Annotated in this window: 18 protein-coding genes and 2 pseudogenes; 10 read left to right on the top strand and 10 right to left on the bottom strand. The window is 67.6% G+C overall.

Going from position 1 to position 19,913, the window contains the following annotated elements; translation table 11 throughout:
* The 3 genes from NC4_RS37505 to NC4_RS37515 all read left to right on the top strand — a co-directional run.
* A partial coding sequence (locus NC4_RS37505) for a hypothetical protein (RefSeq protein WP_218021398.1) occupies positions 1–746 on the top strand: 746 nt, incomplete at its 5' end.
* 17 nt (positions 747–763) lie between these two features.
* Entirely contained in the window at positions 764–1,441 is a 678-nt protein-coding gene (gene nucS / locus NC4_RS37510) for an endonuclease NucS (protein WP_067548991.1), read from the top strand.
* Between the two features lie 11 nt (positions 1,442–1,452).
* Complete coding sequence (locus NC4_RS37515; protein ID WP_067548994.1) at positions 1,453–1,764, top strand: Rv1322 family protein; 312 nt, start codon at positions 1,453–1,455, stop codon at positions 1,762–1,764.
* A 178-nt stretch (positions 1,765–1,942) separates the two neighbouring features.
* Here the strand turns inward: NC4_RS37515 and NC4_RS37520 are convergent, their stop codons facing one another.
* Both NC4_RS37520 and mce read right to left on the bottom strand, forming a co-directional pair.
* On the bottom strand, positions 1,943–2,899 hold the full coding sequence (locus NC4_RS37520; RefSeq protein ID WP_084530169.1) for a coiled-coil domain-containing protein: 957 nt from the start codon (positions 2,897–2,899) through the stop codon (positions 1,943–1,945).
* Positions 2,900–2,985: 86 nt separating this feature from the next.
* Positions 2,986–3,456 (bottom strand): methylmalonyl-CoA epimerase, encoded by a 471-nt coding sequence (gene mce, locus NC4_RS37525; RefSeq protein WP_439957592.1) that lies wholly within the window; start codon positions 3,454–3,456, stop codon positions 2,986–2,988.
* A 115-nt stretch (positions 3,457–3,571) separates the two neighbouring features.
* On the opposite strand from mce, the gene NC4_RS37530 reads away from it, so the two are divergent.
* The 4 genes from NC4_RS37530 (at position 3,572) to NC4_RS37545 (ending at position 6,420) form a co-directional block, all read left to right on the top strand.
* Positions 3,572–4,750 carry an acetyl-CoA C-acetyltransferase gene (locus NC4_RS37530; RefSeq protein WP_067549003.1) on the top strand — a complete coding sequence of 393 codons (1,179 nt, stop codon included), beginning with the start codon at positions 3,572–3,574 and terminating at the stop codon, positions 4,748–4,750.
* Positions 4,751–4,894: 144 nt separating this feature from the next.
* Positions 4,895–5,104, top strand: a complete 210-nt coding sequence (locus NC4_RS37535; protein WP_157555461.1) for a hypothetical protein — start codon at positions 4,895–4,897, stop codon at positions 5,102–5,104.
* A 55-nt stretch (positions 5,105–5,159) separates the two neighbouring features.
* Positions 5,160–5,510 (top strand): DUF3817 domain-containing protein, encoded by a 351-nt coding sequence (locus NC4_RS37540; protein WP_439957593.1) that lies wholly within the window; start codon positions 5,160–5,162, stop codon positions 5,508–5,510.
* 58 nt (positions 5,511–5,568) lie between these two features.
* Complete coding sequence (locus NC4_RS37545) at positions 5,569–6,420, top strand: tetratricopeptide repeat protein (RefSeq protein ID WP_067549012.1); 852 nt, start codon at positions 5,569–5,571, stop codon at positions 6,418–6,420.
* Between the two features lie 97 nt (positions 6,421–6,517).
* On the opposite strand, the gene NC4_RS37550 is transcribed toward NC4_RS37545, so the two are convergent.
* The 5 genes from NC4_RS37550 to NC4_RS37570 all read right to left on the bottom strand — a co-directional run bounded on the left by NC4_RS37550 (position 6,518) and on the right by NC4_RS37570 (position 12,339).
* Positions 6,518–6,742, bottom strand: coding sequence for a hypothetical protein (locus tag NC4_RS37550; RefSeq protein ID WP_067549014.1), 225 nt, complete (start codon positions 6,740–6,742; stop codon positions 6,518–6,520).
* 306 nt (positions 6,743–7,048) lie between these two features.
* The gene (locus NC4_RS37555; protein WP_067549017.1) at positions 7,049–7,423 is read right to left on the bottom strand and encodes a VOC family protein; all 375 of its coding nucleotides are present in this window, start codon (positions 7,421–7,423) and stop codon (positions 7,049–7,051) included.
* Between the two features lie 55 nt (positions 7,424–7,478).
* On the bottom strand, positions 7,479–9,647 hold the full coding sequence (gene glgB / locus NC4_RS37560) for a 1,4-alpha-glucan branching protein GlgB (protein ID WP_067549020.1): 2,169 nt from the start codon (positions 9,645–9,647) through the stop codon (positions 7,479–7,481).
* A complete protein-coding gene (locus NC4_RS37565) occupies positions 9,644–11,647 on the bottom strand; it encodes an alpha-1,4-glucan--maltose-1-phosphate maltosyltransferase (RefSeq protein ID WP_067549023.1) in 2,004 nt (667 codons plus the stop codon). The genes glgB and NC4_RS37565 overlap by 4 nt, the downstream gene beginning before the upstream one ends.
* A 32-nt stretch (positions 11,648–11,679) precedes the next feature.
* Positions 11,680–12,339, bottom strand: a complete 660-nt coding sequence (locus NC4_RS37570; RefSeq protein WP_067549026.1) for a PaaI family thioesterase — start codon at positions 12,337–12,339, stop codon at positions 11,680–11,682.
* 288 nt (positions 12,340–12,627) lie between these two features.
* Between NC4_RS37570 and glgP the strand changes: the two genes are divergently transcribed.
* Together glgP and NC4_RS37580 are read left to right on the top strand one after the other, a co-directional pair.
* Positions 12,628–15,222 carry an alpha-glucan family phosphorylase gene (glgP, locus tag NC4_RS37575; RefSeq protein WP_067549028.1) on the top strand — a complete coding sequence of 865 codons (2,595 nt, stop codon included), beginning with the start codon at positions 12,628–12,630 and terminating at the stop codon, positions 15,220–15,222.
* A gap of 78 nt (positions 15,223–15,300) precedes the next feature.
* A complete protein-coding gene (locus NC4_RS37580; RefSeq protein WP_157555462.1) occupies positions 15,301–15,507 on the top strand; it encodes a dehydrogenase in 207 nt (68 codons plus the stop codon).
* A 3-nt stretch (positions 15,508–15,510) separates the two neighbouring features.
* Here NC4_RS37580 and NC4_RS37585 read toward each other — a convergent pair.
* Positions 15,511–16,341 (bottom strand): annotated as a pseudogene (locus NC4_RS37585) (AMP-binding protein); the annotation flags it as partial.
* Between the two features lie 24 nt (positions 16,342–16,365).
* Between NC4_RS37585 and NC4_RS37590 the strand changes: the two are divergent.
* Positions 16,366–16,917: a DoxX family protein gene (locus NC4_RS37590; RefSeq protein ID WP_067549101.1), complete on the top strand. Its 552-nt coding sequence runs from the start codon at positions 16,366–16,368 to the stop codon at positions 16,915–16,917.
* Positions 16,918–17,056: 139 nt separating this feature from the next.
* Here NC4_RS37590 and NC4_RS37595 read toward each other — a convergent pair whose 3' ends face one another.
* Together NC4_RS37595 and NC4_RS39785 are read right to left on the bottom strand one after the other, a co-directional pair.
* Positions 17,057–19,117 carry an ATP-dependent DNA helicase gene (locus NC4_RS37595; RefSeq protein WP_067549033.1) on the bottom strand — a complete coding sequence of 687 codons (2,061 nt, stop codon included), beginning with the start codon at positions 19,115–19,117 and terminating at the stop codon, positions 17,057–17,059.
* Positions 19,118–19,194: 77 nt separating this feature from the next.
* A pseudogene (locus NC4_RS39785) lies at positions 19,195–19,762 on the bottom strand (nicotinamidase).
* Positions 19,763–19,913: the final 151 nt, after the last annotated feature.

The following is a 19,913-nucleotide window of genomic DNA, read 5'->3' on the forward strand; positions in this document are numbered from 1 at the left end:
GCGTATTCATACGCTGTTGCACGGCAACCGATTCGGCGAAGCTCACCCCCATGAAGAAGTACTGGGGGTTGTTCTGGGCGTTCGCCGCGTTGATCATCGTGGTTGCCGCCCTTGCGATATGGGCCGAGGTCGATACCGAGACGGTGATCGGCGCGGGCCTCGGATTCATCAGGTTCTTCTGGCTGGTCGTCGTCATCACGGTGCCGTGGAATGTCTACTTCGCCGCCCGCCAGGCCGGTCATCGCGCCGAAGCCGCACGGCGACGGCAGGTTTCGGTGCATCCGGAGTACGACGCCGAGATCACGACACTGAGCAAGCGGACCCTGACCATCGCCATCGCGGCGCACGTGCTGTCCGCGGTCATCGCGGCGCTGGTGGCGGTGCTTTCGGGATACGCGATCGGGTACTACGCGGCCGGGTTCTTCCTGGGGAGCATGGTTTTACGCCCTGCGGCAGCGTATTTCGCCTACCTTCGCACCAGGATCGCGACGATCTCACACGAGGTCGCCTATCCGCCCGACGATGTGCGCGAACTCCGGCAGCGGCTGGAGGACGTCGAACACGAGTTGAAGGAGCGTCGGGAGGAGCAGCGGAATCTACGCGAGGTGGTCGCCAGGCATGATCGGCACATTGTCACGATGAAGGCGCATTTCGACTCCACCCTTGACCGGGTGATCGATCGGGAGGAAATCATTGCCGGTCTACGCGCTTTCGCGCGCCTCCTGCGCGAAGCGCCCGAGGCGTGAACCTCTAGACTCGACCGGTGCGCCTCGTGATTGCTCGTTGCCAAGTGGACTACGTCGGCCGACTCACCGCTCATCTGCCGATGGCGCGTCGTCTTCTCATGATGAAGGCCGACGGCTCGGTGCTGGTGCATTCCGACGGCGGCTCCTACAAGCCGCTCAACTGGATGAGCCCGCCGTGCTGGCTGGAGGAGCGCGACTCTGAGACGGAGGCCGCCAAACTCTGGGTCGTCACCAACAAGGCCGGTGAGGAACTGCGCATCACCATCGAGGAGATCGAACACGACTCCTCGCATGATCTGGGCATCGATCCGGGCCTGCAGAAGGACGGCGTCGAGGCGCATCTGCAGGAGTTGCTGGCCGAGCACATCGAAACCCTCGGCGCGGGTTACACACTCATTCGCCGCGAGTACATGACGGCCATCGGCCCGGTCGACATTCTCTGCCGCGACGCCGATGGCGCGACGGTCGCGGTGGAGATCAAGCGCCGCGGCGAGATCGACGGCGTGGAGCAGCTGACCCGGTATCTCGAGCTGCTCAACCGCGACCCGCTGCTGGCTCCCGTGGCCGGTGTCTTCGCCGCGCAGCAGATCAAGCCGCAGGCGAAGACCCTCGCCACCGACCGCGGTATCCGGTGCCTCACTCTCGACTACAACGCCCTCCGCGGCACCGAGAGTGACGAATTCCGCCTGTTCTAGGCTCATAGTCCATGCCCCGCCGGAAGCCTCCTCGCGCCAACCAGTCGCAGGCGCGGTCGCAACGCGAGCCGCGCCCGCTGGGCGATGTCTTCGGCCGCACCGAATCCGGTCCGGGTACCGACGAAACGTACATAGTTCGCACCGTCCCGGGCACTCGCGCCACCAAGTACTACCGCTGCCCCGGTTGCGATCATGAAATCCCGCCGGGCACTGCCCATATCGTGGCTTGGCCCGCCGATGGCGGCGAGGATGACCGCAGGCACTGGCACACCGGCTGCTGGAAGGGCCGCCACACTCGCGGCATCACCCGCCGCTGGTCCTGAATCACGCTGTGCGCGTGGCTGTCCGGGTGGGCGCGTGGCTGTTCGGGTAGCGGGCGGGCCATTCGGGCATAAGGCACAGGCATCCGGACATAAGGAAGGCCGCTCCCGGGATGGGAGCGGCCTTCGAGGTGGAGTGGGTTGTCGCCCGGTCGGTTTACTAGCTGGAGATGTCCGCGTTCTAGCGCTCTTCGTCGACGATGTCGTCTTCGCGAACGTCGGAGATCGCCTTCCGACCGACGGTCTTACCGCCGAGCGAGCGCTGTTCCGGCGCGCCGTCGAGCAGTTCGCTTTCGCGGTTGACCGCCGCCAGCATGGCGGGGACGGAATCGAGCTGGCCGCGGATGCCGAGCAGCTGGGCCAGGACGCGGCCGCGCAGTACGCGCATTTCCTCGGCCAGTTCCTTGGCGTGCGCGATCTTGCGATCGGCGGTCTGGGTGGCGGAGGTGATGAGGCGGTTGGCCTCGTCGGTGGCATCCTTGATGCGCTGGGCGGCCTCGGCGCGGCTGGTGGCCTCCAGCTCCTCCATGGCGCGGGTCAGCTTGGTGCGCCGCTCGGCCATGGTGACCTCGAAGTCCTGCTGCGCGGCCTTGCGCTTGGCCTCGGACTCCTTGGTGAGGCGGTCGGCCTCGGCGTTGGCGGCGTCGATGATCTTGGCCGACTCGGAGCGGGCATTGGAGAGGGTCTGCTCGAATTCGATTTCGAGCGCTTCCCGCTTCTCCTTGGTCTCGGCGAGGAGCGACTCGTACTTGCCGCGCATCTCGGTGGCCTGCTGCTCCGCGATGGAGATCATCTCGGCGGCCTCGGCCTGGGCCTGCGCGCGCACCTCGGAGGCCTCGTCGGAGGCCAGGCGCAGCATGCGGGAGATGCGGTCGGACATGCCCTCGGCCGTGGTCGGCGGCACCGAGAGGCGGTCGACCTCCTTGCGGAGCTCGTCGATCTCGTCGCGCGCGTCCTCGAGCTGGGCGGCCAAATTATGGGCCTGCGCAGCGGCGGCATCGCGATCGGTCGCGGTGACCCTTAGCTCGGCATCAAAACGGTCGAAGTAGTTGCGCACCTCATCACGGTCATACCCCTTCCGCACGACGGTAAAGGGCAGAGCAACGAAGCGATTACGATCGGGCTCAGTGGACGACATGCCCCACAAACTACAGCCTGGCGACCACTGATGGTGACCCGACCGCGAATGTTGTTACAGCCTCTTTAGGGTGTCCGATTCCGGTACTAGTGAGTAGATTTCGCGGCTGGCTCCACTAGTTCGACCAGCACACCGCCAGCATCCTTGGGGTGGATGAAATTGATGCGCGAACCTGCGGTTCCGGCGCGTGGCGCCTCGTACAGCAAACGCAAGCCCCGTTCACGCAGAAATGTGGCGACAGCCTCGATATCGGTGACCCGGTAGGCGAGCTGCTGCAGGCCAGGGCCGTTTCGATCAATGAACTTGGCGATCGTGGAGTCCTCGTTCAAGGGCGCGAGCAACTGCAGGGAAACTGAGCCCGCCGGTGCCGCCGCAAACGACAGCATGGCCTCGTGAACGCCCTGTGCCTCGTTGATCTCGCGATGCGTCTCCACCATCCCGAGATTGTCTCGGTACCAGGCGATGGCGGAATCGAGATCGGGTACGGCGATACCGACGTGATCGACGGCCGTGACGTATTCCGCGGGGATGAATTCGGTGTTCTCGGTGGTGCTCACCCTTCGAACGGTAGCGCGTACCCACATAGTGGGCCTTTCGGCGCTCCCGTTACCTTTGAGTAGGGCTCCGATGGTTGGCGGAGCCAGACATACACGACGTAAGCGAGGGCTCATCGTGACCACCACCGTCATCGTCTCCGGCGCGCGCACCCCGATGGGCCGGTTGCTCGGATCGTTGAAGGACTTCAGCGGGTCGGACCTGGGCGGTATCGCCATCAAGGCGGCCCTGGAGAAGGGCGGCGTGCGTCCGGACCAGGTCGACTACGTGATCATGGGCCAGGTGCTCACCGCGGGTGCGGGCCAGATGCCCGCCCGGCAGGCCGCCGTGGCCGCGGGCATTGCCATGGATGTTCCGGCGCTCACCGTTAATAAGGTGTGTTTGTCCGGAATCAATGCAATTGCGCTGGCGGATCAGCTGATTCGCGCCGGAGAGTACGAGATCGTCGTCGCCGGTGGCCAGGAATCCATGACCAATGCGCCGCATCTGCTGGAGAAGTCCCGTGAGGGCTTCAAGTACGGCGATGTGAAGATGCTCGACCACATGGCGTACGACGGCCTGCACGACGTGTTCACCGATCAGGCCATGGGCCTGCTCACCGAACAGAAGAACGACGTCGAGCCGGTCTCCCGCGAGGATCAGGACGCCTTCGCGGCCGCCTCGCACCAGAAGGCCGCGGCCGCCTGGAAGAACGGCGTCTTCGACGACGAGGTCGTGCCGGTGTCCATCCCGCAGCGCAAGGGCGACCCGGTGAAGTTCGCCACCGACGAGGGCGTTCGCGGCGACACCACCGCCGAATCGCTGAGCAAGCTGCGCCCGTCCTTCCGCAAGGACGGCACCATCACCGCCGGGTCCGCCTCGCAGATCTCCGACGGCGCCGCCGCGGTGGTCGTCATGTCCAAGGCCAAGGCCGAGGAGCTCGGCCTGACCTGGATCGCGGAGATCGGCGCCGCCGGTGTCGTCGCCGGTCCGGACTCCAACCTCCAGGACCAGCCCGCCAACGCCATCCTGAAGGCCTGTGCGCGCGAAGGCATTTCGCCCGCCGATCTGGATGTCGTCGAAATCAACGAGGCCTTCGCCGCCGTCGGCGTCGCCTCCACCCGCATGCTCGGCATCGATCCGGCCAAGGTCAACGTCAACGGCGGCGCCATCGCCGTGGGCCATCCCCTCGGCATGTCCGGCGCCCGCATCGTCCTCCACCTCGCCCTCGAACTGAAGCGCCGCGGCGGCGGCGTCGGCGCAGCCGCCCTCTGCGGTGGCGGCGGCCAGGGCGACGCCCTCATCATCCGCGTCTAGCACGCGACGCACGTTCGGGCCCCGATTCGGCAGGATCGGGGCCCGAAATCGTGTGGCGGGGCTCTCGCCGCGGCGGATATCCTGGTCGGCTCGCCGTTCGGTGCGGCAGCACGGGTGGCGGTCGCCACCGGGCCGGAGGTCGAGATGTCTCGAACGGACAACACCATGCCCTATCGCATCCAGGTGCGGGACGGGAAGACCATGTTCACTCGGGGCGGCGCGTACCGCGGAATCCGCAAGGAGGCCAAGGTATTCGAGCGGCGCGCACGCCAGCGCAAGCGTCTCGCGCTGCACAAGGGGGTCGAGGTCGAGCCGACTCGCCACCGCCACGGTGCGAAGTGGAATTACTACTGAACTTGTGACGAGGTCCACTACGGGGTGTCGTAGTGCATACGGCACAATGGGGGCCGTGGAAATCTTCGATCTGAGCACGGTCGCGAAGCGGGTTCGATTCTTCGGGATCCTCGAGGCCATCACCTGGGTGTTCCTGCTGACCGGTTCGGTGCTGAAGCGACTGCCGGAGCCCATTACGTGGCCGGTGATGGTGTTCGGGATGGCGCACGGCATCGTGTTCATCATCTTCGCCATCAGCTGCCTGCTCGCCTCGCGCGAGTTCGAATGGCCCGCCAAGACCACGCTGCTGGCGCTGGCGTCGACCATCATCCCGTTCGCCAGCTACTTCTTCGAGCGGTGGGCTATCAATACCGGCCAGCTCGGTGAACTGAGCCGTACCCCGGGGACTTCCGCCGCCCGTTCGTGACAGACTGGATGTCGTGACTCGACCTGCACGACGACCCTCTGCCGCCGTCGCCGCCGCCATGTCCGGCGCGGTGGACCTGTCCGCCCTCAAGCAGCAGCCCAGCGCAGATGTGCCCGGCGGCCATACTGTCACCGAGGCCGATTTCGAGACGAAGGTGCTGCGCCGCTCCACCCAGGTGCCGGTGGTCGTGGCGCTGTACTCCCAGCGAAGTCCGGGCAGCGTCGAACTGGTGCAGTTACTCGAGCGCCTGGTCGGCGAATCCGGCGGCGACTGGGATCTGGCCGTCATCGAGGCCGAGCAGAACATGCGCATCGCGCAGGCCTTCGGGGTGCAGGGCATTCCGACGGTGATCGCGGTCGCCGCGGGCCAGCCGCTCGCCGATTTCCAGGGCAATCAGCCCGAAGCCCAGGTCACCCAGTGGCTGGCCGCGGTGGTGGATGCCGTGCGCGGCAAGCTGCCCGGTGTGGGTGAAGGCGGCGAGGAAGAGCCGCAGGTGCCGGAGGACCCGCGTTTCGTGGCGGCCGAAGAGGCTTTGGAGCGTGGCGATTTCGCGACCGCCGAGGCGGCGTACAAGGCCATTCTGAATGCCGAGCCGGGCAATGTGGACGCCAAGGCCGCGCTGCGCCAGGTCCAATTCATCGCGCGCGTACAGGATCTCGATCCCGCCTCGGTCGGCAAGGCCGATGCCGATCCGTCCGATATCGACGCCGCGCTCGCCGCCGCCGATCTCGAAATGTTCAACCAGCAGCCGGAAGCCGCCTTCGATCGCCTGATCGCCCAGGTCAAGCGCACCGCCGGTGACGACCGCACCCGGGTCCGCACCCACCTGCTGGAACTGTTCGAGCTCTTCGACCCGGCCGAGCCGATCGTGGTCGCGGCCCGCCGCAAACTGGCCGCCGCACTGTACTGACGCACTCGGGCAACCGAAGACAATCGCAGGAAACCAGCGCAACCGCGCCGCTCGAGCGGCGCGGTTGCGGTATGAGTACCCTTTGCAGTTTCGCGAACTACGGGGTGGCCGGGGTCGGCGCGGTCTTGGAGCTACCCGAGGACAGCGCCTTGATCACGTCGGTGAGGGCCTGCGACGACCCGGTGCCGTTCGGGCTCGGCTCACCCGGGGCGACGATCGGGGCCACAGTGCTGTGATCGTCGGCGGAGGCCATACCGGCGCCGAAGGCCAGAATTCCGGCCGCGGCCATACCGATGATCGCGAACTTGCCCAGCTTCTTCATGTGGTTCCGTTCCTATCGAGTGAAGATTTCAAATCGGGGGGTGTGCGGCGCCGCGACCTCAAATCCACTACACGGCAATATATCTCGGAAAGACCAGACTCTTCGGGTCAATAAACCTATGGGGCCGTGCACATCTCACGGAATGCGTGGTAACGAATTCAACGCGGCGTCGATACGGGACTGTGGGAGTTCGTAGTCGGCCATTTCGCCCGAGCGATGGCGTTCGGCCGCGGCAACTCGGACTCGTCCAGCGTGATCTTGGTGCGCCCGTCCACGGGAGCCTCCTGGCTCGAGATCAGTGCCTATTCAAGGTGCGACCGATTCGAGCTTGGCGGTGTCGAATTCGACGTATTCGATCTGCGCGCCACCCGGGTGCCGGACGGTCAGATTGCGGCCGGTGGGCACATCGTTGGGGCCGTCGAGAATATCCGCGTTCGTTTCGGCCAAGAGGGCGAGGACCGCGTCCAGATCGTCGACGATCGTCGTGGCATGCGTACCTCGGTACGGCGCCAGGGCCTCGGGCGTACCGGCGATGAGCAGGTAGTCGCCGATCCTTGCCAGCTCCAGATCCTGATAAGGGAACCGCAGGCCCGGCTGTAGTCCGGTGAGTGCGGTGAAGGTCGGCAGGGCGGTGTTGAGATCGTCGACGTACACACGCGCCAGGGTTTCGAGAACTGCCATGGATCCTCCTCGGGCTCTGCGCATTCCGAAGATGTGAGCCTCCGCGGTCGGCAGGTTATTCCCGTTCGAGGGGGAGGCCGCGCAGCCAGACGGCGCTGTGCGGGGCGAGGGTGAGGGCGGCCGACATCGGGCGGCCGTGCCAGGGTTCCGGATCGGCGGTGACCTGGCCGAGGTTGCCGATCCCGGCGCCGCCATAGGCGATCGCGTCGGTATTGAGGATCTCGGTCCAGGTGGTGCGATCCGGGTCGGGCAGGCCGATGCGGTATTTGTCGAGCTGGCGGCCGGAGAAGTTGTAGACGCAGGCGAGGACGGAATCGTCGGTGCCGTAGCGGAGGAGGGACAGGACATTGTTGTCGCGGTCGTCGGCGTCGATCCAGGAGTAGCCGCCGGGGGAGGTATCCTGGCTCCACAGGGCCGGATTGGCGGTGTAGACGGCATTGAGGTCGCGGACGAGGGTCTGGATGCCGCGGTGCAGCGGATTGCCGAGTTCGTGCCAGTCCAGGCCGCGGTCGTGATCCCATTCGCGGAACTGGCCGAATTCCTGGCCCATGAACAGCAATTGCTTACCGGGATGCGCCCACATGTAGGCCAGCAGGGCGCGGACGCCACCGGCTCTGGTGTAGTCGTCGCCAGGCATGCGGGTCCACAGCGTGCCCTTACCGTGCACCACCTCGTCGTGGCTGATGGGCAGGACGTAGTTCTCGCTCCAGGCGTAGGTGAGGGAGAAGGTCATCTCGTTGTGATGCCAGGCGCGATGCACCGGATCGTGGCCGAGATAGCCGAGGGTGTCGTGCATCCAGCCCATATTCCACTTCATGGTGAAGCCGAGACCGCCCACCTCGGTGGGGCGGGTGACGCCGGGCCAGGTGGTGGACTCCTCGGCGACGGTGATCACGCCAGGGTGCAGTTTGTGCACGGTCGCGTTCATTTCCTGCAGGAACGCAACGGCTTCCAGGTTCTCGCGGCCGCCGTGGACATTGGGTTCCCAGTCCGGGCGCGAGTAGTCCAGGTAGAGCATGGAGGCGACGGCGTCGACGCGCAGGCCGTCGATGTGGAACTCCTCGATCCAGTACAGCGCGTTGGCCACCAGGAAATTGCGGACCTCGTAGCGGCCGAAGTCGAAAACATAGGTGCCCCAGTCGAGTTGCTCGCCGCGGCGGGGATCGGCGTGCTCGTAGAGGGGCGTGCCGTCGAAGCGGGCCAGGGCCCATTCGTCGCGCGGGAAGTGCGCGGGCACCCAGTCGAGGAGGACGCCGATCCCGGCGCGGTGCAGGTGGTCGACGAAGGCGCGGAAGTCGTCGGGGGAGCCGAAGCGCGCGGTGGGTGCGTAGTAGGAGCTGACCTGGTAACCCCAGGAGCCGCCGAAGGGATGCTCGGCGATCGGCAGCAGTTCGATATGGGTGAAGCCCTGGGCCGCAACATATTCGGCCAGCTGCTCGGCGAGTTCGAGATAGCCGAGGCCGGGCCGCCAGGAGCCGAGGTGCACCTCGTAGACGCTCATGGGCGCGCGCGTCGGATCCCGGCGTTCCCGCGCGGTCACCCACTGCGCGTCCTGCCATTCGTAGTGGCTCTCGGTGACGACCGATGCCGTGGCGGGCGGCTTTTCGGTCGCGAACGCCATGGGGTCGGCATGGTCGACGGTGCGCCCGTCGGCGCCCTGGATCCGGTACTTGTACTTGTCGCCCGGGCCGATGCCCGGCACGAACAGCTCCCACACCCCCGAACCGCCGAGTCGGCGCATGGGCGCGGTATTGCCGCTCCAGCCGTCGAAATCGCCGATGACGGCCACACCGCGCGCATTCGGCGCCCACACCGCGAACGAGGTGCCCGAGACCTCCCCGTCGAGGGTGTCGTAGCGGCGCGGATGCGCGCCCAGCACCTCCCACAGCCGCTCGTGGCGTCCTTCGGCGAGCAGATACAGATCCATGGCGCCCAGCGTGGGCAGGAACCGATAGCCGTCGGCGTCGATCACGGTGCGGCCGTGCGGATACGAGGTGACGATCCGGTAGTCCCACAGCTCCGGGAACGGCGCCACGCCCTCGAAGACCCCTTGCTCGACATGCTCCAGGGGATGATCCTCCCCGCCGATGCGGGCCAGCACGGTCTCGGCGTGCGGCCGCAGCACCCGGATGACGGTGCCGCCCGGATGCGGATGCGCGCCGAGCACCGTGTGCGGATCGGGATGGGTGCCCGCGGCCAGCAGCAGCAGGTCGCGCCGGTTCATCGGAACGAACGCCGATAGGCGAGCTCGGTGCGGGCCGGGGCCGCCACCGGCGGCAGCGCGAGAATGTGCGCCACCGCGCGCGCCGGATCCAGCCGCACGTAATTGCTTTGGCCCCAGTGATATTCCTCGCCGCTGATCTCGTCGTACACCACCGGCCGATCGTGCCACTCCCGCCCGATGGCGGGCAGATCCAGCGACACCATGCCCTGTTCGGCGCCGAACGGGTTGAGGTTCACCACGATCAGCACCGCGTCGCCGGTGGTGGGATCGACCTTCGAATAGGCCAGCAGCGAATCGCTGTCGGTCTGATGGAAGTGGATGCAGCGCAGCTGTTGCAGCGCCGGATGCGCCCGCCGGATCTCATTGAGCCGGGTCAGCCACGGCTCCAGGGATTCTCCGCGCGCCGCCGCCTCCGCGAAGCGCCGCGGCCGCAGCTGATACTTCTCGGAATCGAGGTACTCCTCGCTGCCCGGCTGCACCGCTTGATGTTCGTACAGTTCGAAACCCGAGTACACGCCCCAGGTCGGTCCCAGCGTGGCCGCCAGCACCGCGCGAATCGCGAACATGCCGGGCCCGCCGTATTGCAGTGTCTCGTGCAGGATGTCGGGCGTATTCACGAACAGGTTCGGCCGCGCCTCATCGGCCTTGGCGGCCAATTCCCGTCCGAACTCCTCGAATTCGTGCTTGTGCACCCGCCAGGTGAAGTACGTGTAGGACTGGCTGAACCCGCGCCGCGCCAGCCCGTACAGCCGCGCCGGGCGGGTGAACGCCTCGGACAGGAAGATGATCTCCGGGTGCTCGCGATGGACCTGCCCGATCAGCCACTCCCAGAAGTCCGCCGGTTTGGTGTGCGGATTGTCGACCCGGAATATGGTGACGCCCAACCCGATCCAATGCCGCACCACGCGCAGCACCTCGGCGTAGAGCGCGTCCGGCTCGTTGTCGAAGTTGAGCGGGTAGATGTCCTGATACTTCTTGGGCGGGTTCTCGGCATAGGCGATGGTGCCGTCCGGCAGGGTGGTGAACCATTCCGGATGCGCCGCCACCCACGGATGGTCCGGGGCGCACTGCAGGGCCAGATCCAGGGCGACCTCCATGCCCAATCCCCGTGCGGACTCGACGAATTCGGCGAAGTCCGCCTCGGCGCCGAGCGCCGGGTGAATCGCGTCGTGCCCGCCCTCGCCGGATCCGATGGCCCACGGCGAGCCGACATCCCCGGGCGCGGCCGTCAGGGAATTGTTGGGCCCCTTGCGATTCACCTTGCCGATCGGATGCACGGGCGGCAGGTACACCACGTCGAAGCCCATGGCGGCAATGCGCGGCAGCTCCTTGGCGGCGGTGGCGAAGGTCCCGTGCAGCGGCCGGCCCTCGGCATTCCATCCACCCGTGGATCGCGGAAAGAATTCGTACCAGGCGCCGAACAGCGCCCGCTGCCGTTCCACCAGCACCGTGTGCTGCGGACCGGCGGTCACCAGTTCGCGCAGCGGATTGGCGCGCAGGATCTCGCCGACCTCACTGCTGAAGGCAGGCGCGACCCGGGCGGGCAGTTGCGCATCGGCCCGCAGCGCCTCGGCCGCGGCCCGCAGGGTCTCCCACTGCTTCTTGGGCACCGCCTGCGCGGCCTTGTCCAGCAGTCGCGCGCCGAGCTCCAGATCATTGGCCAGATCGACCGCGCTCTGCCCGACCGCGAGCTTGGCCTCCACCGCGGCCCGCCAGGTCGTGATCGGATCGCTCCACCCTTCGATGCGGTAGGTCCACACGCCCGGCTTGGCCGGTGTGAAGGTGGCATTGAAGACGTCGGGCTCGTAATTCGGGGTCATCCGGATGCGCTGTGTGCGCGAGGAACCGGGCGCTCGCACCGCGAGGGTGGCCGCCACCGCCTCGTGCCCCTCCCTCCACACCACGGCCCGCACCGGGAAGACCTCGCCGACCACGGCTTTCGCGGGCCGACCGCCGGGAATCGCGGGGGCAGTGTCATCGATGGCGATGCGGCCGGTCACGATGTCGAACTTACCGGTGCGGCCCCGGTGGGCTATTGCTGGCCGGGCTTCAGCATGAGGAACAAGCCGTTGGCCTCGGCGCAGAGGCGGTCGCCGTCGTGCAGGGTGGCGCGCACGAAGACCTTGCGGCCCTCCACCCGCTCCACCCAGCCGTGCACCCGCAATTCGGTGTTCAGCGGCGTGATGGAGCGGTAGTCGACGTGCAGATAGGCCGTGCGGGTGACGGCGCGGGTGTGCACGGCCGCGGTCATGCCGAGCAGATCGTCGAATCCGAGCGCGATATGCCCGCCGTGGGCGGCGCTGTTGCCGCCCAGATGGAAGGTCCGGAAGGTGATGCGCGCAGTGACGCCGTCGCGTCCGGCATGGTCCACCAGGAACGGCGGCAGGGTGATATTGCCGCGCGAGGGCAGATCGGTGCGATGCCAGGTGGGTGCGGACCATTCGTCCACCACGGCCCTGTCGAGCTTGTCGTTGAGCTCCTTCAACGTGGCGATGGCCTCCAGGGCCAGCTCGTCGTCCGGGCTGGCGAGGCGCACCTTGTCCATGAGCGTGCGCATCTGCTCGATGAGCTCGCCGTAGTGGGGACCGCCCTTGGTGGTGTCGCGCGCCAGTTGCTCGATCGGCCGGAACCCGCCCTCGTGATGCTCCTGGGTGGGCAGCGCTTCGACCGCCTCGACCTGCTGTTCGCTCATAAGAACACGTTATAGGTAGCCTGCCGTCTGCTCACCTCAGGTGCCATTTCGCGCCCGGGGAACGTGGTTCACCACCGGTCCGGAGGTCGGGCCTGCGCCCGCCCCGAGCGCGGGCTGTATTGCGGCGCAGCGCATCTGGCGGTCGCCCGGCCGCGGCGTGGGCGGATGTCCGAGCGCGGCGCCCGACGTTCGAGTCCGGTCTGGTCCGGACCGAACGGAGGGCGGGAGGAACGAGACTTTGCGGGACTCGAACACGCCCGCAGCGAAGCGCAGGGCAAAATAGGCACAGTGAAGGCATTGCGTCGTTTCACCGTCCGCGCCCATCTGCCCGAGCGGTTGTCCGCGCTGACCGAGCTGGCGACGAATTTGCGCTGGTCTTGGCATGGGCCCACGCAGGATGTGTTCGCCGAGCTGGATCCGCGGTTGTGGGTCGAGGTCGGGCGGGATCCGGTGCGGATACTGGGGGAGGTGCCCGCGGAGCGGCTCGACGAGCTGGCTCGGGACGAGGCGTACCTGCGGCGTGTGGACGCGGCGGCTGCGGATCTGCGCGACTACCTGACCCGGCCGCGGTGGTTCGGCAAGCAGGAGCAGGGGCCGCAGGGGATCGCGTACTTCTCCATGGAGTTCGGCGTGACCGAGGTGCTGCCCAACTATTCGGGCGGGCTGGGCATCCTGGCGGGCGATCATCTCAAGGCCGCCTCGGATCTGGGATTGCCGCTCACCGGGGTGGGGCTGCTGTATCGGTCCGGATACTTCCGGCAGGCGCTGACGGCCGACGGCTGGCAGCGCGAGCACTATCCGGCGCTGGATCCGCAGGGGCTGCCGCTGCGGCTGCTCACCGGCGGGGGCGGTGGGGCGGGAGCGGACACGGTCGGCGCGCCGGTACTGATCCATGTGGCCATGCCCGAGGGGCGGGTGCTGCGGGCGCGGGTGTGGATCGCGCAGGTAGGGCGGATTCCCTTGCTGCTCTTGGATTCCGATATCGCCGAGAACGATCCGGAGCTGCGCGCGGTCACCGACCTGCTCTACGGCGGTGATCAGGATCATCGGATCAAACAGGAGATCCTGGCCGGTATCGGCGGGGTGCGGGCGGTGCGCGCCTTCACCCGCGCCAACGGGCTACCGGATCCGGACGTGTTCCATATGAACGAGGGGCACGCCGGGTTCCTGGGCATCGAGCGCATTCGCGAATTCATGAACACCGGAATGGATTTCGACGCCGCGCTGACCGCGGTGCGGGCCGGGACGGTGTTCACCACGCACACCCCGGTGCCCGCCGGTATCGACAGGTTCGCGGGCGCGCTGGTGCGCCGCTACTTCGGTGGCGCGCACGGCGAACGGGAATCCATTCTGCTGCCGGGCGTTTCGGTGGATCGGATCCTGGCGCTGGGCCGGGAGGCCGATCCGTCGGTATTCAACATGGCCCATCTCGGGCTGCGACTCGCGCAGCGCGCCAATGGCGTTTCGCAATTGCACGGTGAGGTCAGCCGCGGCATGTTCGCGCCGCTGTGGCCGGGCTTCGATGCCGGAGAGGTGCCCATCGGGTCGGTGACCAATGGCGTGCACGCGCCCACCTGGGCGGCGCGCGAATGGATCGACAAGGCGCGCGAGCTCATCGGTGACGAGCTGGTGGAGGAGGCGCGCGGCTGGGAACGGCTCTGCGATGTGGATCTGCGCGAGCTGTGGTCGACCCGGAATGCCCTGCGCGGCCTCCTGGTCGACGAGGTGCGCCGCCGCGTGCACGCCTCCTGGCTGGAGCGCGGGGCGGCCCCGGCCGAACTCGGCTGGATCGACGAGGTCTTCGATCCGCGGGTGCTGACCGTCGGCTTCGCCCGCCGGGTGCCCACCTACAAGCGGCTCACCCTCATGCTGCGCGATCCGGAGCGGCTGCGCGCGCTGCTGCTGGATCCGGACCGTCCGGTGCAACTGGTGGTGGCGGGCAAATCCCATCCCGCCGACGACGGCGGAAAGGCCCTCATCCAGCAGGTGGTGCGCTTCGCCGACGATCCGGAGGTGCGCCACCGCATCGTGTTCCTGCCCGACTACGACATGTCCATGGCCCGCTATCTGTACTGGGGCTGCGATGTCTGGCTCAATAATCCGCTGCGCCCACTGGAGGCGTGCGGCACCTCGGGCATGAAGTCCGCGCTCAACGGCGGCCTCAATCTCTCCATCCGGGACGGCTGGTGGGACGAGATGTACGACGGCGAGAACGGCTGGGCCATCCCGACCGCCGACGGCGTGCGCGACGAGCACCGCCGTGACGATCTGGAGGCATCGGCCCTCTACGAACTCCTGGAACGCTCGGTGCTGCCGCGCTTCTACGATCGCGATCACGACGATCTGCCGGTGCGCTGGACGGAGATGGTCCGTCACACCCTGCAGACGCTCGGCCCGAAGGTGCTGGCCTCCCGCATGGTTCGCGATTACGCCGTCGACTACTACGCCCCGGCGGCCGCGGCGTACGCGGCCGTCGCCCAGGACGACTTCAAGGGCGCCCGGGCCCTGTCGGAGTATCGCCGCCGCATCGAATCCGCGTGGCCCACGGTCAAAGTCGTGCAGGTCGACAGCTCCGGCCTGCCGGACACCCCGGTCATCGGCGCGAATCTGGCCCTGCACGCCCGGATCAATCTCGGCGGCCTCACGCCGTCGGATGTCAGCGTGCAGGCCGTCCTGGGCCGGGTGTCACCCGGCGACGACCTCTCCGATGTGCACATCTTCCCCATGACCCACACCGGAACCGACGCCGGGACGGACCTTTTCGTGGTGGAGACCCCGGTCCCGCTCTCGGGCGCGGTCGGCTACACCATCCGTATCCTGCCGCACCACCCGCTGCTGGCCTCCGATGCCGAACTGGGTTTGATCGCCACACCCAGCCCCTGATCCGGCCCGCGAACACGCCCGCGCGACACTCCGAACAGAGGTTTAGCCCCCGGTCGCCGGGCTCGTACTATGCCTGCCGTGCCAATCCAGAATGCGGGCCCGGTATGCCCGGAATGCGGAGCGGAAATGGTCAGTCGCGGACTGGTTCTCACCGAACTGGGCGCGACCGGCCGGGGCAGCGCGACCGTCTGGGGGTGCGGCGATCAGCACACCTGGTGGCAGCTGTCCGGGCGGCCCGATCTGCCGCTGGAGAGCTGCCCGTTTCCCCGGCAGTTCGGCGGGTAGGGCTCAACTGGGCTGTGCCAGCATGCGTTTGAGGATCTTTCCGGTGGCATTGCGGGGCAGGGCCTCCAGGAAGGTCACATCGCGCGGCACCGAGAACCGGCTGACGCGGTGCCGGATGTAGTTGCGCACCATGTCCGAATCCAGGCCCGAACCGGGGCGCTTGACCACGAAAGCCGCCAGGCGCTGGCCGAATTCGTGATCGGGCACGCCCACCACGGCCACCTCGCACACCTGCGGGAGATGCGACAGCGCCTCCTCCACCGCGCGCGGGAAGACGTTCTCGCCACCGGAGATGATCATCTCGTCGTCGCGGCCCGCCACGAACAGCTTGCCGGTCGCGTCGAGATAGCTGATATCGCCGGTATCGAGCATGCCGTCGGCCTCATCGGGCGGGGTCGCGTCGGTATAGCCGTCGAAGAGCATGTGATTGCCGACGAAGATGCGGCCCACCGCGCCCACCGGCAGCGGCCGCCGATCCGGGCCCAGCACACCGATTTTCGTGCCCAGCGGCGGTCGCCCCGCGGTGGTGGGGGAGACCCGCAGATCCGCCGGATCGGCAATGCTGGCCCAGGACACCTCGGTGGAGCCGTACACGTTGTAGAGAATGTCGCCGAAGGCCGCCAGGAAGCGCAGCACGGTCGCCCCGGCCAGCGGCGCGCCGCAACTGGCCACGATCTTCAGGCTGGACAGGTCGTAGCGCTCGCGCACGCGCTCGGGCAGATCCAGAATGCGATTCACCATGACGGGCACCACGATCAGCGCCGTCACCCGGTGTTCGGCAATGCGGCGCAGGCAGTCCTCGGCGTCGAACCGGTCCGACAGCACCACAGAACTGACCGATGAGGAATGAGTAGAGCAATGACCGCACCCACTTCCGAAAAGGCCACCGCCACCACGCGAAACACCGTCGACGCCACCGCATCCGATATCGGCCTGCTGGTCCTGCGCGTCGGGTTCGGCGGCCTGCTGGCCGTGCACGGCGCGCAGAAGCTGTTCGGCTGGTTCGGCGGCTACGGCCTGAGCGCCACCCAGGCGGGCTTCGAGCAGATGGGCTACAACCCCGGCAAGCTGTTCGGCACCCTCGCGGGCCTGACCGAGCTGGGCGGCGGGCTGCTCCTGCTGCTGGGCCTGTTCACGCCGCTGGCCGCGGCTGTTTCGCTGGGCACCATGCTCAATGCCGTCAATGCCACCTGGGCGAGCGGTCTGCAGGGTTCGGCCGACGGGCCGGGCTACGAGATGGCGCTGCTGTTCGCGATCGCGACCGCCGCGCTGGCCTTCACCGGTCCGGGTCGGTTCTCCCTCGACGCGGGCCGCCCGTGGGCCCGGAACGGCGTCGTGTGGGGCGGTGCGGCCGTGGTGATCGCCGTGCTGGCCGCCGTGGGCACGCTCATCCTGAAGTGGGCGCTGTAAGAAAGTTTCGGGTCCCCGCGCCGCGTGCAGGGCTTGGCGCGGGGACTATGACACATCCGATGTGGGAATTGGGGGTCATCGGAGCATCGAAAGCCAATTTACTTCCGATCGGAAGTGAGAACCACCCGTGTGAGGACTTTCACACGGGTGTTTTCTTTTGCGAAAGACTCTGTGTCAAGCGCTCCAAAGCCTTTGCGACAACTTGGGGATCGGATGTTTCCCAATAGGGCGGCAATGAGGCGCGCAGATATCCGCCGTAGCGGGCGGTGGCCAGCCGCGAATCGAGAATGGCGATTACGCCGCGATCATCGGTACTGCGCAACAACCGTCCGGTGCCCTGTGCCAGCAGCAGTGCGGCGTGATTGGCGGCCACCGAGAGAAATCCATTGCCGCCCCGCGATTCCACCGCGCGCTGCCGGGCCACCAGCAGCGGATCGTCCGGGCGCGGGAACGGAATGCGGTCCAGGATCACCAGACTCAGCGACGGGCCCGGCACATCCACGCCCTGCCACAGCGAAAGCGTGCCGAACAGTGAGGTTTCCGGGTCCTCGGCGAACTTGCGCACCAGTGCGCCGGTGGCGTCCTCGCCCTGGCACAGGATGGGGGTGCCGAGGCGCTCGCGCAGCATTTCGGTGGCCGCCTTGGCCGCTCGCATGGAGGAGAACAGGCCGAGGGTGCGGCCGCCCGCGGCGGTGATGAGCCGCTCGATCTCGTCCAGATACGCGGGCGGCAGGCCGTCGCGGCCGGGGGCGGGCAGATGCTTTGCCACATAGAGGATTCCGGACTTGGCGTGGTCGAACGGGGAACCCACGTCGACCGAATTCCACCGCATCGGCTTATCGTCCGACGGCGCCTCCGCGCCGGTGGCGAGCGCCGGATCCACCTTCGTCCCCGACTGCGGCGGCAGGCCCCAGGTGACGGCCAGATTGTCGAAGGATCCGCCCACTTGCAGCGTCGCCGAGGTCAAAACCACTGTGGCGGTGCCGAACAGGCGGCTGCGCAGCAGTCCGCCCACCGACAGCGGGGCCATGTGCAGAGTGCGCCGCGCAATGCCGCGCACGTCGTCGGAGGCCAGCCAAATGACATCGCGATGGGCGGCCGGATCGGACTCCTCGAAGGTGGTGAGCACGCGCACCGCGGCATCGTGCACCTCCTCCACCGCGGCCAGGGCCTGATTGCGCGCGGCCGCGCCCTCGGGATCGCTCGGCTGCGGGGAGCCTTGCGGCGCAAGGGCGGTGCGCGCATTCCAGGCGGCGTCGCGAATGAGAGCCAGCACCGGCGTGGCCCCGTCGGGCATAGTGTCCCAGCGCCCCGGCTGTAGGTCGTCGAGCAGGGCGTGCCAGGCTTCGGCCGCGCCCTCGAGGCGGTCGACCTCCTGCTCGTCGATGAGCTTGGTGCACCGCTTGGCGGCCGCGCTGATGGCGGCGGTGGACAGCTCCGCGGTGGCCACGCCGGTCACCCGGTCCACGAGCTCGTGCGCCTCGTCGACCACCACCACATCGTGTTCCGGCAGCACCTGAATCCCACTGATGGCATCGATGGCCAGCAAAGCGTGATTGGTCACCACCACATCGGCCTGCCCCGACTCCGCCCGCGCCTTCTCCGCGAAACAGTCCTGCCCGAACGGGCACCGCGACTTCCCCAGGCATTCCCGCGAACTCACGCTCACCTGCCGCCACGCCCGGTCGGTGACACCCGGCGTGACCTCGTCCCGATCCCCCGTCTCGGTCTCCGAAACCCACTCGTTGAGCCGCTGCACCTCCCGCCCCAGCCGCGAAATGGCGAACGCATCGAACAACTCCGCCTCCGCGGGCTCGTCCGGAATCGCACTATTGATCCTATTCAAACACAGATAGTTGTTGCGCCCCTTGAGAATCGCGAACTGCGGCACCCGCCCCAGCGGTTCGGCCAACGCCTCGGCGAGCCGGGGCAGATCTCGGTCGACGAGCTGCCGCTGCAAGGCGATGGTCGCCGTCGACACCACAACCGTCCGTCCGGTCCGCACCGCATGCCGCAGGCTCGGTACCAGATAGGCGAGCGACTTACCGGTGCCGGTCCCGGCCTGTACCGCGAGATGCTCCCCGGTATCGATGGCGTGCGCCACGGCGGCGGCCATCGTCTGCTGTCCCTTGCGCTCCTTACCCCCGAGCGCCTGTACTGCGGTGGCCAACAGCTTCGGAACAGGTGGGAGTTCAGGCACCCGGCCACCCTACTGCGCCCAGCCGACAACCCGTCGCAAACCTGGTCCCGGCCATCCGTGACGCCCGGCACGTCGGGCTACTTCTCCAGGGTCCCCGCGAGGTCGACGCCCGCGGCGCGGAGTTTGTCCAGTGCCGTGCGCACGGTGGTGGGGGAGACGGCGGCGGTGAGGCCGAGGAGGACTCGGGTGTCGAAGCCCTCGGAGCGGGCGTCGAGGGCGGTGGCGCGGACGCAGTGGTCGGTGGCTATGCCGCAGACGTCGACCGTTTCGATGGCGCGGGCGCGGAGCCAGTCGCCGAGGGTGGTGCCTGCGGCGTTCGCGCCCTCGAAGCCCGAATAGGCGGCCGTGTAGGCGCCTTTGGAGAAGACCTCTTCGATGGGGGGCGGTGTTCAGGTTGGGGTGGAACTCCGCGCCGGGGGTGCCGACCCGGCAGTGCGAGGGCCAGGTGTCGACGTAGTCCGGGTGCTCGGAGAAGTGGGCGCCCGGATCGATGTGGAAGTCGCGGGTGGCGACGACGGCGGTGTAGTCGGAGACGCCCAGATAGTCGCTGATCCGCTCGGCCACCGCCGCGCCGCCTTCGACGGCCAGGGACCCGCCCTCGCAGAAATCGTTCTGTACGTCGACGACGATCAAGGCTCGGTTCATGGGGATACCTCCCGGTGCCCGGCGAATATGAACTGTGGCGATGGTGCCCGCGTATTGCATTGTGCCGCCCGGTCGCCGACCGGTCCACGCGGCGCGGGGCGGAGGGATCCCATGTTTCGGAAGTTGTGGCCGGTGCTCGGCGGCTTCACAC

The sequence above is a fragment of the Nocardia crassostreae genome, from assembly GCF_001613405.1.
In the GTDB taxonomy this organism is placed as follows: Bacteria; Actinomycetota; Actinomycetes; order Mycobacteriales; family Mycobacteriaceae; genus Nocardia; species Nocardia crassostreae.